Annotated in this window: 14 protein-coding genes; 13 read left to right on the top strand and 1 reads right to left on the bottom strand. The window is 68.6% G+C overall.

The genetic code is table 11. The features are described 5' to 3' along the window. The first annotated feature begins 92 nt into the window (after window positions 1-92). From M2282_RS25400 to bioD, 9 genes are all read left to right on the top strand, one after another. Window positions 93-1103 carry an acyl-CoA dehydrogenase gene (locus tag M2282_RS25400; protein WP_280811546.1) on the top strand — a complete coding sequence of 337 codons (1011 nt, stop codon included), beginning with the start codon at window positions 93-95 and terminating at the stop codon, window positions 1101-1103. Next, the gene (locus M2282_RS25395; protein WP_280811545.1) at window positions 1091-1849 is read left to right on the top strand and encodes a PIG-L deacetylase family protein; all 759 of its coding nucleotides are present in this window, start codon (window positions 1091-1093) and stop codon (window positions 1847-1849) included. Before M2282_RS25400 ends, M2282_RS25395 begins: the two co-directional genes overlap by 13 nt. Then, window positions 1846-2457 carry a class I SAM-dependent methyltransferase gene (locus M2282_RS25390; protein WP_280811544.1) on the top strand — a complete coding sequence of 204 codons (612 nt, stop codon included), beginning with the start codon at window positions 1846-1848 and terminating at the stop codon, window positions 2455-2457. The genes M2282_RS25395 and M2282_RS25390 overlap by 4 nt, the downstream gene beginning before the upstream one ends. Continuing rightward, the gene (locus M2282_RS25385; RefSeq protein WP_280811543.1) at window positions 2454-3152 is read left to right on the top strand and encodes a glycosyltransferase; all 699 of its coding nucleotides are present in this window, start codon (window positions 2454-2456) and stop codon (window positions 3150-3152) included. Before M2282_RS25390 ends, M2282_RS25385 begins: the two co-directional genes overlap by 4 nt. Window positions 3153-3296: 144 nt before the next feature. Then, complete coding sequence (locus tag M2282_RS25380; RefSeq protein ID WP_280811542.1) at window positions 3297-3608, top strand: plasmid stabilization protein; 312 nt, start codon at window positions 3297-3299, stop codon at window positions 3606-3608. 15 nt (window positions 3609-3623) lie between these two features. Continuing rightward, on the top strand, window positions 3624-4484 hold the full coding sequence (locus tag M2282_RS25375; RefSeq protein WP_280811541.1) for an NmrA family NAD(P)-binding protein: 861 nt from the start codon (window positions 3624-3626) through the stop codon (window positions 4482-4484). A gap of 281 nt (window positions 4485-4765) precedes the next feature. After that, the gene (gene bioA / locus M2282_RS25370) at window positions 4766-6160 is read left to right on the top strand and encodes an adenosylmethionine--8-amino-7-oxononanoate transaminase (RefSeq protein WP_280811540.1); all 1395 of its coding nucleotides are present in this window, start codon (window positions 4766-4768) and stop codon (window positions 6158-6160) included. Further along, window positions 6144-7376: an 8-amino-7-oxononanoate synthase gene (gene bioF / locus M2282_RS25365; protein ID WP_280811539.1), complete on the top strand. Its 1233-nt coding sequence runs from the start codon at window positions 6144-6146 to the stop codon at window positions 7374-7376. Before bioA ends, bioF begins: the two co-directional genes overlap by 17 nt. Further along, window positions 7373-8101 carry a dethiobiotin synthase gene (bioD, locus tag M2282_RS25360; protein ID WP_280811538.1) on the top strand — a complete coding sequence of 243 codons (729 nt, stop codon included), beginning with the start codon at window positions 7373-7375 and terminating at the stop codon, window positions 8099-8101. The genes bioF and bioD overlap by 4 nt, the downstream gene beginning before the upstream one ends. A 6-nt stretch (window positions 8102-8107) precedes the next feature. On the opposite strand, the gene M2282_RS25355 is transcribed toward bioD, so the two are convergent. Continuing rightward, a complete protein-coding gene (locus M2282_RS25355; RefSeq protein WP_280811537.1) occupies window positions 8108-9142 on the bottom strand; it encodes an aldo/keto reductase in 1035 nt (344 codons plus the stop codon). A gap of 214 nt (window positions 9143-9356) precedes the next feature. Here M2282_RS25355 and M2282_RS25350 point away from each other — a divergent pair, with 214 nt between their 5' ends. From M2282_RS25350 to M2282_RS25335, 4 genes are all read left to right on the top strand, one after another. Next, entirely contained in the window at window positions 9357-10352 is a 996-nt protein-coding gene (locus M2282_RS25350) for an AraC family transcriptional regulator (protein ID WP_280811536.1), read from the top strand. 5 nt (window positions 10353-10357) lie between these two features. Beyond that, on the top strand, window positions 10358-11299 hold the full coding sequence (locus M2282_RS25345; RefSeq protein WP_280811535.1) for a cation diffusion facilitator family transporter: 942 nt from the start codon (window positions 10358-10360) through the stop codon (window positions 11297-11299). Between the two features lie 124 nt (window positions 11300-11423). Beyond that, window positions 11424-12656, top strand: coding sequence for a cyclopropane-fatty-acyl-phospholipid synthase family protein (locus M2282_RS25340; protein ID WP_280811534.1), 1233 nt, complete (start codon window positions 11424-11426; stop codon window positions 12654-12656). Window positions 12657-12854: 198 nt separating this feature from the next. Further along, window positions 12855-14342 (top strand): MFS transporter, encoded by a 1488-nt coding sequence (locus M2282_RS25335; protein ID WP_280811533.1) that lies wholly within the window; start codon window positions 12855-12857, stop codon window positions 14340-14342. Window positions 14343-14348: the final 6 nt, after the last annotated feature.

Raw genomic sequence — 14348 nt, 5'->3', positions numbered from 1 at the left:
CACAGGCGAAAGCTGCCCACCGACGATTCGCGTTGCGTGGCTTGCCTACCTTGGGTCGAAGTTCTTTTTCTTCGTCCTTCAGCCACACGCCCATGTTCGAACCCGCTCCCGACGACGCCCTGCGGCAACTGCAGCTTCGCCATGGCTGCGACTTGGCACTGAGCTATCTGGTGGATGCTGGCATCGATGTGTTGCCTCGACCCGGCGCGGGCCAGACCCTGGCGCGCTGGCGCGTGCTCGCCGAAGTGGCGGCGCATGACCTGTCGCTGGTGAAGCTGTTCGAAGGCCACACCGATGCGCTCGCCATCCTGGCTGAACTCGGCGGCACACCCGACACCCCGGCAGGCGCATCGTGGGGAACATGGTGCGCCGAGCCGCCCGATGCGCGCGTCGTGCTCGATGCCGAAGAGGGCGGCCACGTCCGCCTGACCGGCACCAAGGCCTGGTGCTCGGGCGCCGCGACGGTGTCCCACGCCGTCGTCAGCTGCTGGAACGCGGCCGGCGAGCCGTGCCTCGCCGCCGTTGCCATGGCGCAGCCCACCGTCTGGGTGACCGAAAACGGCTGGCATGCCGTTGGCATGGCTGCGAGCGGCAGCGTCGACGTCCGCTTCAACCGTGCGATAGCCGTGCAGATCGGCGAGCCCGGCGACTACGTGAAGCGCGCCGGCTTCTGGCAAGGCGGCGCGGGCATCGCGGCCTGCTGGTTCGGCGGCGCGCTCGGCATCGCGCGCGCGGTGCAGCAGCGCAAGGGGCCCAAACCGGACGCCCATCGTCTCACGCACCTCGGTGCCATCGACGTTGCATTGACTGCGGCAGCCGCCCAGCTGCGTGAAGCCGCCGCCTGGATCGACCGCCATCCGCAGGACAACGCACAGCGCATCGCCTTGCGCGCCCGGCTCGCCGCCGAGCAGGCGGCCGTCGAGGTGATGCACCACGCCGGCCGCGCGGTCGGTGCCGGCCCGCTGTGCCGCGATCCGCGCTTCGCCCGTGCGATGGCGGACCTGCCGGTCTTCCTGCGCCAGAGCCACGCCGAGCGCGACCTTGCCGCCCTCGGCGAGTTCGCCGCGACCGAGAAAGAGGAGCCCTCGTCATGGACGCTGTAGCGCAGCGCGCCATCCGGGGCGAGGGCACCACCGAAGCCGAATGGCGCGGCTGGCCGGGCCTCGCCCGGCTGCCCGCGATCGCGCCGCACGAACTGGTGCCGGAAAACGCCCGCGCCGTCGTCGTCGCGCCGCATCCGGACGACGAGGTGCTCTCGGTCGGTGGCCTGCTCGCGCAACTGGCCGCGTGCGGCCGGCCCGTCGAGGTGATTGCGGTCACCGACGGCACGGCCAGCCACCGGGGTTCGACCGAATGGCCCGTCGAACGGCTCGCGCGCGCCCGGCCGCGGGAGAGCCTGAAGGCGCTGCAGTGCCTGGGCCTGGCCATCGAGCCGATCCGCCTCGGCCTGCCAGACGGTGGCCTGAAGGCGTTGCGCGCCGTGCTCGCGGCGCGGCTGGTGTCGCTGCTCCGGCCGGGCGACGTGGTGTTCACCACCTGGCGCCGCGACGGCCATCCCGACCACGAAGCGACCGGCGAGGCCTGCGCGATGGCCGCCGCGGGCACCGGGGCGCGGCTCGCGGAAGTGCCTGTGTGGGGCTGGCACTGGGCGCGCCCCGGCGACGTGCGCATGCCCTGGCAGCACGCCTTCCGCCTTCCGCTCAGCGACCAGGCCCTGGAGCGCAAATGCGCGGCCGTCAGGGCGTTCACCAGTCAATTGCGGCGTGATGCATCGACCGGCTCCGGCCCTGTGCTGCGCGCCACCACCGTCCAGCGCGCGGCGCGTCCCTTCGAGGTGATCTTCCTGTGAGCCAGACCCACGACCATCGGCCTTATTTCGATGCGCTCTATTCGACGAGCGAAGACCCGTACGCACTGCGCCAGCGCTGGTACGAAGCGCGCAAGCGGGCGCTGCTGCTCGCGGCGTTGCCGCAGGCGCGCTACCGGCGGGTGTACGAGCCGGGATGCGGAATCGGCGAACTCACGTTGGCGCTGTCGCACCGCTGCGACTATCTGCTGGCGAGCGATTTCTCGGCGCATGCCGTGGAGCTTGCACGCAGGCGCACCCAAGGGCGCGCCAATGTGCGCGTCGTCCAGCACGTGCTCCCAACCGACTGGCCGCGCGATGCCGGCCGCTTCGATCTCATCGTGCTGAGCGAGGTGGGCTACTTTCTCGACCGCCACGACATGCAGCGCCTGGCCGCCTGCTGTGAAGAAACGCTGGAAGCCGACGGCACCCTGGTGGCCTGCGACTGGCGGCCCGACTTCGCGCAACGCAGCCTCTCCACGAAGGAAGTGCACGGCGCACTGGCCGCGCTCGGCCTGGCACGCCTGGCCCTGCACGAGGAGGACGACTTCGTGCTGCAGGTCTGGGCGCGCGACGGCCGTTCGGTGGCCGAGCGGGAGGGCATCCGGTGATCGGCATCGTCATTCCCGCGCACAACGAGGGCGAGCGCATCGCCGCCGCGCTCCAGGCGGTGCTGCGCGCCGCCGAACATCCGGCGCTGCTCGGTGAGCCGGTGGGCGTGGCGGTGGTGCTCGACAGCTGCAGCGATTCGACCGACGCCGTCGTGGCGCAGTACCCGGTGACCCGGCTTGCGCTCGATGCCCGCAACGTCGGCATTGCGCGAGCCAGCGGCGCCCGGCTGTTGATCGAGGCCGGCGCGCGCTGGCTCGCCTTCACCGACGCCGACACGCTCGTCTCGCCCGAGTGGCTGGTCAAGCAACTGGCCGAGAACGCCGATGCCGTCTGCGGCTCGATCGGCGTGGAAGACTGGGGCGTGTACGGCCTGGAAGGCAGCGCGGTGCAGGCGCATTTCGAGCGCCACTACGTGGATGCCGACGGCCACCGCCACATCCACGGGGCCAACCTGGGCGTGTCGACCGAGGCCTACTGCCGCGTGGGCGGTTTCCAGCCGCTGGCGTCCAGCGAAGACGTGGCGCTGGTCGAGGCGTTGCAGGCCGCCGGTGCGCGCATCGCCTGGAGCGCGGGACCGCGCGTGACGACCAGCGCCCGCACCGACGCCCGCGCACGCGGCGGTTTCGGCGACACCATCCTTGCGATGGTCGCGTCGCTCGCGAAGACATCCGAACCGGGGCTCAACCCGCTGTAGCCGCAAGCCGCGGCGTTGGCAGCCGAGTGCCTGCGCCGACTCGCGACAGACAAGACTGACGCGCATCGCGCCCGTCCTCTTACCCGCGGCGCGAATCGCGCGCCCACCATGAAGGGCATCTTCATCAACCGAAGGAGCAGCTACATGCCAAAAGGCGACAAGTCGTCCTACACGGACAAGCAGAAACGCAAGGCCGAGCACATCGAGGAAGGCTACGAGCACCGCGGCGTCGGCAAGGGCGAGGCCGAGCGCCGCGCCTGGGCCACCGTGAATGCCGAGACCGGCGGCGGCAAGAAGAGCGGCTCGGGGCGTGGCAAGGCCGAGAGCCATGCGCCTTCGCGCAAGGGCGGACACAAGGGCGGGGCGGCCGCGGCATCGCGCACCGCCGAGGAGCGCTCGGCATCGGCGAAGAAAGCCGCCGCCACGCGCAAGCGCAACGCCGAAAAGCGCGGATAGGCAAGAGGCAACACCATGCACATCATCCTGGGGGCGACGGGCCATGTCGGCTCGGCGCTCGCGCAAGCCCTGCTTGCGCGCAACGAGCCGGTTACCGTGGTCACCCGCGAAGCGCGCAAGGCCGAGGCGCTGAAGACCAAGGGCGCCCATGTGGCCGAGGTGGACGTGTTCGACGTGGCCGAGCTGCACCGCGTGATGGCGGGCGGCCACCGGCTCTTCGCACTCAACCCGCCCGCGCTTCCGTCGATCGACACGGTCGCACAGGAGCGCAAGAGCCTGGCCGCCATCGTCGCCGCGCTCGAGGGCTGCAAGCTCGAGAAGATCGTCTGCGAATCGACCTACGGCGCCCAGCCCGGCGACGGCATCGGCGACCTCGGCGTGCTGTACGACATGGAGCAGGCGCTGCGGGAAACCGATGCGGGCCCGGTGAGCGCCATCCGCGCGGCCTACTACATGAGCAACTGGGATGCCTCGCTGAAGACTGCACGCGAGGACGGCCAGCTGCACAGCATGTACCCGCCCGATTTCAAGCTGCCGATGGTGGCGCCGCACGACCTCGGGGAGTTTGCCGCGCGGCTGATGCTGGGCGCGGCCGAGGCCTCGGGGCCGCACTATGTCGAGGGGCCCGAGCGCTACTCGCCGGGCGATGTGGCGCGGGCCTTTGCAGAGGCGCTGGGGCAGCCTGTGGAAGTGGTGGTGACCCCGCCCGAGCAGTGGGAGCAGGCCTTCCAGTCGCTGGGGTTCTCCGAGGCCGCCGCAAAGTCGTATGCCGCCATGACGCGCGCCACGCTGAAGAACAAGGACGAGCCGGAAAAACCGCAGCGCGGAGCCACCTCGCTGAACGACTACATCTCGGCGTTGGTCAGGAAGAGTTGAGATCGGCCATCGGCCTGTCCGATTGCAGCGAAATGAGAGCGCCAGCTGCGGGAACGCGACATTTCGCAACTATCTTTGGCGTCGTCAAGACAACTTGCATGGCCCCGGTGTAGCGCCTCGAGCGCGCGAAGGGGCCACGTTGCGCGAGCTTTGCCTGAACGGGTGGCCTATGCCAGCCAACGTCGCGCAAGTGCAGGTCATTCCGCACCCGCCTTTGCGGTTTGCCGCAACGAATTTGCGTCGATACGATCCCGCGCCTTGCCCCTCAAAGGAACGCGCGGATGCCGCCAACGATTGCTTCTCCCTCGACGCTCGCACCGTCGAAAAACACAGCCTGGCAGCAGCGCAGCTGCCGCCATGTGTGGCATCCGTGCACGCAGAGCATCCGGCTTGAAGCGGTGCCGCCGTTGCCGATCGCGCGGGGCGAAGGTGTCTGGCTTTACGACCATGATGGCCGCCGCTATCTCGATGCGACGAGTTCGTGGTGGGTCAATCTCTTCGGGCATGCGCATCCGGCCATCAACGCCGCGCTGAAGGACCAGCTCGACAGGCTTTCGCATGTGATGCTCGCCGGCTGCACGCACGCGCCGGCTGTGGAACTGGCCGAGCGGCTTTCTGCGCTCACGGGGTATGCACTGGGCCATTGCTTCTATGCCTCCGATGGCGCCTCGGCCGTGGAGATCGCGCTGAAGATGAGCTTCCACGCATGGCGCAACGCGGGCCGCGGCGGCAAGCAGAACTTCGTCGCACTGCGGCAGGGTTACCACGGCGAGACGCTGGGCGCGCTGCATGTGACCGACGTGCCGGTGTTCCGCGACGCCTACGCACCGCTGCTCGCGAACGCGCACCTCGTCGCATCGCCCGACGCCCGGGCCGCACAGCCTGGCGAAGATGCGTTCGGCGTGGCGCGGCGTGCCGCGGCGGAACTCGAAGCCTCGCTGGCCGAGCGGCACGCGTCCATCGCCGCCGTGATCGTCGAGCCGCTGGTGCAATGCGCCACCGGCATGGCAATGCACGACACCGACTACCTGCGCCTGGTGCGCGCGCTGTGCGACCGCTACGAGGTGCACCTCATCGCCGACGAAATTGCGGTGGGTTGCGGGCGCACCGGCAGTTTCTTCGCGTGCGAGCAGGCCGGCATCTGGCCCGATTTCCTGTGCCTTTCCAAAGGCATCAGCGGCGGCTACCTGCCGCTCGCGCTCGTGATGACGCGCGATGCCATCTACCAAGGTTTCGTGGACGACGACGTGACGCGCAGCTTCCTGCATTCGCATTCCTACACCGGCAATGCGCTGGCCTGCCGCGCCGCACTGGCAACGCTCGACCTGTTCGAGCGCGAAGATGCATTGCGGCGGAACCGCAGCCGCGCCAAGCGGCTGATCGACAGTTTGCGCGAAGGGCTCCGCGGCGCGCCCGTCGATCACCTGCGCCAGCGCGGAATGATCACGGCCTTCGACGTGCGCGAACCGGGCGCGCGCTTTGCCGAACGCTTTCACCTCGCGGCAAGGGCGAACGGACTACTGATGCGCCCCATCGGCGCGACCGTCTACCTCATGCCGCCCTATGCGATCGGCGACGACGAGATCGACCTGCTGGTCGATGGCACGCTGGCCACGCTGCAGGCGGTGGCCGTTCACGGCCGCGCCGAAGGAGCCCGCGATGCTGCGCTTGCTTGAACGCCTGCAGGACGAGATCGGCGCGCTCGATGCCGAGTCGCTGCGCCGCCGCCGGCAGATCGCAGAGACGGCCTGCGCGCCTGTGCAATCGCTGACGCTGGCCGGTGCGAGCGCGCCGCGCACCATGCTCGGCTTCAGCAGCAACGACTACCTCGGCCTGGCCGCGCATCCCGCGCTGGCGGCCGCGCTGGCCGAAGGCGCGGTGCGCTACGGCACGGGCAGCGGCGGCTCGCACCTGATCCTCGGCCATTCGCGCGCGCATGCCGAACTCGAAGAACGGCTGGCCGACTGGATGGCGCCATTCATTCCCGAGGCGCGGAGTCTCTTCTTCTGCACGGGCTACATGGCCAACCTCGCTGTGCTGTCGGCGCTGGGCGGTGCGGAGGCGGTGATCTTTTCCGAGTCGCTCAACCACGCCTCGCTGATCGACGGCGCGCGGCTGGCCAAGGCGCGGGTCGAGCGCTATCCGCATTGCGACGTGGCCGCGCTCGATGCGCAGCTCGGTGCCTGCGATGCGCCGGTCAAGCTGATCGTGAGCGATGCGGTCTTCAGCATGGACGGCAACATCGCACCGGTGGCCGAGTTGCTCGCGCTCGCGGAGCGCCACGATGCATGGCTGGTGCTGGACGACGCCCACGGCTTCGGCGTGCTGGGCGCCACGGGCCGGGGCGTGCTGCAGGCGATGGCACTGCGCTCGGAGCGGCTGGTGCTCATCGGCACGCTGGGCAAGGCCGCCGGGGTGTCGGGCGCGTTCGTGGCGGCGCACCGCACCGTCATCGATTACCTCGTGCAGCGGGCGCGGCCCTACATCTTCACCACGGCCGCACCGCCGGCCATCGCGCATGCATTGCTCGCGAGCCTCCGGCTGATCGAAGGCGAGGAGGGCGACGAGCGCCGTGCGCAGCTGAAGGCGCGCATCGCCCAACTGCGACGGGGCCTCGAGGCGATCCTTCCGCCGGATGGCAGCGCCTGGCTGCCCGATTCGCCCACCGCGATCCAGCCGCTGATCGTCGGCGGCAACGCGCGCGCGATGCAGACGATGGCGCAGCTCGATGCCCGGGGCCTGCGTGTCGGGGCGATCCGCCCGCCGACCGTGCCTGCTGGCACCGCGCGACTGCGGATCGCGCTCTCGGCCAGTCACAGCGACGCCGACGTGGCGCGTCTGGTCGATGCACTGGGCGACGCGCTGGCGCAGCCTTGGAAGGAGGCCGCATGACGCAGCGCCGCTGGTTTGTCACGGGCACGGACACGGGCGTCGGCAAGACGCTGGCCAGCAGCGCGATGCTGCGCCTGCTGGCCGCATCGGGGCTGCGCGCGGTCGGCATGAAGCCGGTGGCCGCGGGCCTGGATCGGGTCGACGGTGCGTGGCGGAACGAAGATGTCGAGCAGTTGCGCCAGGCCGGCAATGTCGATGCGCCGCTGGCCTTGCGCTGCCCGTACCTGCTGCGCGCACCGATGTCCCCGCATCTCGCAGCGCGGGAAGAGGGCGTGCGCATCGAACTGCCGCCGCTGCTTTCGGCCTTCGCGGCGTTGTCGCGGCGCGCCGACGCGGTGGTGGTCGAAGGCGTGGGCGGGTTCTGCGTGCCGTTTTGCGACGACCTCGACAGCGCCGATCTCGCCGTGGCGCTGGGCCTGCCGGTGATCCTCGTGGTGGGACTGCGGCTCGGCTGCCTGAACCATGCGGTCCTGACCGCAGAGGCCATCCGCGCGCGGGGCCTGGTGCTGGCGGGCTGGGTCGCGAGCCTCATCGAGCCAGGGATGCTGGCGCCGGAGGCCAATCTGCAGACGCTGCGCAGCCGCCTTGGCGCGCCCTTGCTCGGCGTGGTGCCGCACCTGGACCGCCCCGACGCCGCGAGCGCGGCGCAGCACCTCGATCTGCGCGCGTTGCGCGCGACCGCGGCCCACGCCGCGCGCCGCTCGGCCGCGCTGGCGTTGGCCTGAACGCGATCAGGCCAGGTGCTTGTCGCGGTTGACGCGCTGGCGCTCCAGCATCCAGCCCGGGTACTCGGCCGGCAGCGTACTCGCCTTGTCGAGCGTGGCCAGCTCGTCGGCCGAGAGCTCGATGGCGGTGGCGGCGATGTTGTCGTCCAGCTGGTCGACGCGCTTGGCGCCGATGATCACGCTGGTCACCACCGGCTGATGCAGCAGCCAGGCCAGCGCGATTTGCGCGACCGACACCTTGCGCGCCTCGGCCACCTCGCGCATCGCCTCGATGCAGTCGTAGGCGCGGTCGCGGTTCACCGGCGGAAAGTCGAAAGTGGCGCGGCGGGTGCCCTTTTCGGCCTCGGTGTGGCGGTCGAACTTGCCGCTCAGGAGGCCGCCGGCCAACGGGCTCCAGACCATCAGGCCGACGTTTTCGCTGCGCAGCATCGGCACCAGCTCGCGTTCGAGGTCGCGCCCGGCGATGGTGTAGTACGCCTGCAGCGACTCGAAGCGCGCAAGCCGGTCGCGCTCTGCGATGCCCAGCGCCTTGGCGATCTGCCAAGCTGCCCAGTTCGACACGCCCACGTAGCGCACATGGCCCTGCTGCACGAGGTTGTCCAGCGCATGCACGGTTTCCTCGATGGGCGTGAGCGGGTCGAAGCCGTGGATCTGGTAGAGGTCGATGTGGTCCAGCTGCAGGCGCTTCAGGCTCGCCTTGACGCCATCCATGATGTGAAAGCGCGAGGCGCCGCTGGAGTTCGGGCCCTTGCTGCCGGTTTCGCCGAGCACCTTGGTGGCCACCACCACGCTGTCGCGCGGCACCTTCAGGTTCTTCAGCGCCTGGCCGGTGATGATTTCCGACAGGCCTTCGGAGTACACATCGGCCGTGTCGATGAAGTTGATGCCGGCGTCGATGGCCCGGCCGACGAGGCCTTCGGCCTCGTTCTGCTGGAGGTCGCCGATATGGCTCCAGATGCCCGAGGCGCCGCCGAAGGTCATCGTGCCGAGGCAGAGTTCGGAAACCAGGAGGCCGGTGCGGCCGAATTTGCGGTACTGCATGAAGGGATTCCTTTGCGTTCGTTGGAGGGGCGTCGGCCAAAAGTATCCGCCCGGGGCCTCGGGCGCGGCGAGCGCGTTTCTGCAAAGTCTTTGCCTATTTCTCCAGACCTCTTTCCGAAGGCGTGCAGTTTCATGGGAGCGGCGCTAAGCTGCGGCCCACCCGATCCTCCACGGTGCGTGCCACCGTGATCCCCACCGCGACAAGGCTCTGAACATGTCCGACGAAACACCCGAAATCGCTGCAGCCCTTGCCCAGCCGATGCCGCTGGAGCCCGAACTCGACGAAGCCAGGAAGGAACTGGTGGCGCTCATCAACCGCATCACCGGCGGGCGCGACGGCACGGTGGACACACCGGTGGCCGGCCTGCAGGTGTTCTGCATCAGCAAGCCCGACGGCCCCAAGCACGCCTTTGCCACGCCCGCGCTCGGGCTCATAGCGCAGGGCTCCAAGCGGATCATCATGGGCGACGACATCTATGTGTACGACCCTATGCACTACCTGGTGACCTCGGTCGACCTGCCGGTGTGCGGCCAGGTGCGCCTGACGAGCGACAACGAGCCCTACCTCGGCGTGCGGCTCGAACTGGCGCTCGACGAGATCGGCGAGCTCATCGGCGACGAGAAGCTGCCCGCCAAGGCCAACGTGCCCGCCTCCTCGCGCGGCATGTACGTCAACCGCATCGCCATGCCGGTGCTGGAGCCGGTGCTGCGCTTGCTGCGGCTGCTCGAGACGCCGGAAGACGTGCCGATCATGGCGCCGCTCATCAAGCGCGAGATCATGTACCGCCTGCTGGTGAACGGCGAGGGCGCGCGCCTGCGCCAGATCGCGCTGCAGGACAGCCACACCCAGCGCATCGCCAAGGCCATCAGTGCGCTGCGCGTGAACTATGCGCAGTCGCTGCGGGTGGAAGACATGGCGCGCGCGGTGCACATGAGCGTGTCGTCGTTCCACCACCACTTCAAGGCCGTGACCGCGATGAGCCCGCTGCAATACCAGAAGCAGTTGCGCCTTCAGGAGGCGCGCCGCCAGATGCTCATGACCGGCACCGACGTGGCGAGCGCGGCGCACAGCGTGGGCTACGAAAGCCCCTCGCAGTTCGCGCGCGAATACGGCCGCATGTTCGGCGCGCCGCCGCTGCGCGACAAGCAGCGCTGGCTCTCCGAGGCGGGCAACGATGCGATGGCGGCGGCGTCGATGGAAGCGGCCTGAGCCGAATGGCTGAGTCGAAAGTCGCTATCTACGGCGCCATTGCGGCCAACGTCGCGATCGCCGTCACCAAGTTCATCGTGGCGGGCATCACCGGCAGCTCGGCGATGCTGTCCGAGGGCATCCACTCGGCGGTCGATACCTTCAACGGCGTGCTGCTGCTCGTGGGCCTGAAGCTCAGCAAGCGGCCCGCGACGCCGGAGCATCCCTTCGGCCACGGCAAGGAGCTCTATTTCTGGAGCCTGATCGTGGGGGTGCTGATCTTCGGGCTGGGCGGCGGCGTGTCGCTCTACGAGGGTATCCAGCACATCCGCGCGCCCGAGCCGATGCGCGATCCGACATGGAACTACGTCGTGCTTGCGGCCGCCTTCGTGTTCGAGGGCGCGAGCTTCCTCGTTGCGCTCAAGCAGTTCCGCGCACAGGCCAAGGGCACGCCGTTCTGGCAGGCGCTGGACCGCAGCAAGGACCCGACCACCTACACCGTGCTGGCCGAGGATTCCGCCGCGCTCGTGGGTCTTCTGGTGGCCGCGCTGGGCATCTATTTCGGCCATGCGCTGAACATGCCCGTGCTCGACGGTGTGGCCTCGGTGGTGATCGGCGTGCTGCTGGCGGGCGTGGCGGTGCTGCTCATCGCGCAGGCGCGGGGCCTGCTGATCGGCGAGGGCATCCGTCCCGAGACGGCGCGCGCCATCCGCGAGATCGCGATGGCGCAGGCCAGCGTCGAGGAGGTGGGGCATGTGCTGTCGATGTACATCGGTGCCGACGAGGCGCTGGTGATCGTCGATGTGAACTTCAAGGACGACATTTCCACGGGCGAGGCGGCCGATGCCGTCGCGGCCATCGAGTCGCAGGTGCGTGCGCGTTTCCCGACGATCAAGCGCATCTTCATCGAGGCAACCGAGGCACCGCAGGCCGATAGGGTGCCCTCGAAAGACGGCGCCGCCTTGTAGCACTTTCTGCAATTTCCTGCGTCGTCGCAGCCATGCAGGTTTCAAATTTTTTCGTTATTGTTTTGCTCGCTGCAGCACCCCCCGCGCACAGGCGCCGGGAAAACCAGACAACACGGAGAGATGCATGCTTTGGGAAAAAAAGCTGGCGCAGTGGAGCGCCGCCGTTCGTGACCGCGCCAACCTGCCGGCGCGGCTGACGCTGTGGGACGGCCAGTCCTATGACTTCGGCAACTTCAGCGGACCTTCGGTCACGCTGCACGTCAAGTCGCCCGCCGCGCTGTCGCTGATGCTGCAGCCCACGCTCGACAACCTGGGCGAGGCCTACGTCAAGAGCAAGATCGACATCGAGGGCAAGCTCAGCGACGTCATCGACATCGCCTACGGCCTCGCCAAGGCCTCGATCGACAAGCAGGGCGGGGCGCTGCAGAACATGGCGCGCTACTTCGCGCACACGAAGTCGTCGGACAAGAAATCCATCCAGTACCACTACGACGTTTCCAACGCGTTCTACCAACTGTGGCTGGACCCGAACATGGTCTATTCGTGCGCCTACTTCGAGAACGGCGACGAAGACCTCGCCACCGCGCAGTTGAAGAAGATCGACCACATCCTCACCAAGATCGACCTTCGGCCGGGCCAGACGCTGCTGGACATCGGCTGCGGCTGGGGCGCCTTGGTGATTCGCGCGGCGCAGAAGTTCGGTGCGCGCTGCGTGGGCGTCACGCTCTCGCAGAACCAGTTCGACCTGGCCACGGAGCGCGTGAAGGCCGCGGGCCTCGAAGACCGCATCGAGATCCGCCTGCAGGACTACCGCGACGTGACCGGCGAGTTCGACCGCATCACCAGCGTGGGCATGTTCGAGCACGTGGGCCGCAAGAACCTGCCCGCGTACTTCAAGCGCGTGCGCGAGCTGCTGGCCGACGACGGCGTGATCATGAACCACGGCATCACCTCGTCCGACCCCGAGGGCGGCGGCGTCTCGTACGGCGGCGGCGACTTCATCGACCGCTACGTGTTCCCCAACGGCGAACTGCCGCACATCAGCCTTGCGCTACAGGCCATGCAGCAGGGCGGGCTCGAGGCCTTCGACGTGGAAAACCTGCGCCGCCACTATGCGCAGACGCTGCGCTCCTGGAGCGACAGCTACGAGGCCAACAGCGAGAAGCTGCATGCGATGGTCGACGAGGAGAAATTCCGCATCTGGCGCGTGTACCTTGCGGGCTGCGCCTATGCGTTCGAGAACGACGATGTGGCGATCTACCAGATCGTGGGGCGCAAGGCGGGCAGGGCGGCGAAGACGCTGCCGTGGTCGCGGCGGTACATCTACGGCGGCACTTCGGCGTTGAACGCAGCTTGATACTTCAGGCGCCGCCACCTCGGCTTGGCGGCAAAGCGACATCGCCAGGCCGCGCAAGCAGGTGAACAAGACAGAGGAGAGCCTGTGCCAGCACGGATTCGCTCGGCCCGATAGCATCACGGGCTCGCGGCCTCACACCACCTCGGCGCTCACCGGACACTTCGCCCGGAGCAGCTCGCCCGGCCCGCGAAGAACCTCATGAGCGTCAGTACCCAAACAACAAACCGCCCCCTGGTCATCGCCTCGATCATGGCCTCCATGGCGATGGTCGCCATCGAAGCCACCATCGTCTCCACCGTCATGCCGCAGATCGCCTCCGAGCTCGGCGGGCTGCATCTCTACAGCTGGGTCTTCGCCTCGTTCCTGCTCGCGCAGACCGCGATGACGGTGGTGTTCGGCAAGCTCTCCGACCTGTACGGGCGCAAGCCGATCATGTTCGTGGGCATTGCGATCTTCGTCGTCGGCTCGGTGCTGGCCGGCTTCTCGTGGTCCATGCCGGCCATGATCTGCTTCCGGCTCATCCAGGGCATCGGCGCGGGCGCGATCCAGCCGGTGGCGCTCACCATCGTGGGCGACCTCTATCCGGTGCGCGAACGCGGCAAGGTGCAGGGCTACCTTGCAAGCGTGTGGGCGGTGTCGGCGGTGGTGGGGCCGATGATCGGCGCGCTCATCGTGCAGAAGCTGTCATGGGCCTGGATCTTCTGGGTCAACGTGCCCATCGGGCTGGCCGCCGCGGCGGGCTTCTGGTTCTTCCTGCACGAGGCGCCGACGGTGCGCCGCTCGTCCATCGACATGGTGGGCGCGGTGCTGTTCACCGTCGGCATCGCGGCGCTGATGATCGCGCTGACCGAATTCGGCGTGGGCAACACCGGCGTTGCGCTGGCATGGGCCGGGCTCTTCGTCGTCACGCTCGCGTTGTTCATCGCGCAGGAGCGCCGCGCGGCCGACCCGATGGTGTCGCTCAAGCTCTGGGGCGCGCGGATGATCGCGACCGTCAACGGCGCGGCGATGCTCGCAGGCATGGTGCTGATCGGCATCACGACCTTCCTGCCGATGTACGTGCAGGTGGTGCTGGAGCGCTCGTCGGTCACGGCCGGCCTTACGCTCACGATGGTGATGCTGGGCTGGCCCATCGGCGCGACGCTGACCTCGCGCACCTTTCACCGCATCGGGTTGTGGCGCATGGTGGTCGTCGGCGCGGCGCTGATTCCGGTGGGCACGTCAACCTTCGCATTGCTCGGTGCCGGCAGTTCGCCGGTGCTGCCCGCCATCGGTTCGTTCGTCATCGGCCTAGGCATGGGGGTGATGAGCCTGAGCTCGCTGATCCTGATCCAGGAGGGCGTGGAGCTCTCGCAGCGCGGCATTGCCACGGCCTCGAACGTGTTCTCGCGCAACCTCGGGAGCGCGCTGGGCGCGGCATTCTTCGGCGCGGTCTTCAACTTCGGGCTCACGCGCGGCGACGGCAGCATGATATTCACCGACGACCAGCTGCGGCTCCTGCTGCAGGGCACGCACGGCTCCATCGCGGGCGACGCGGCCATTCGCCTTGCCCTTGGCAACTCGCTGCATCTCACGTTCCTGATGATGCTGGTCGTGAGCCTGGGCGTGGTGGCGCTGGCGCTGCTGCTGCCCAGGGAAGGGCTCGAGAGCCAAGCGGTCAAGGACATGAAGCCCACGCAGAAGTAGGCGGGC

Source organism: Variovorax boronicumulans, assembly GCF_029892485.1.
Taxonomy (GTDB): domain Bacteria; phylum Pseudomonadota; class Gammaproteobacteria; order Burkholderiales; family Burkholderiaceae_C; genus Variovorax; species Variovorax boronicumulans_B.
This window is presented reverse-complemented; position numbering and strand designations above follow the sequence as displayed.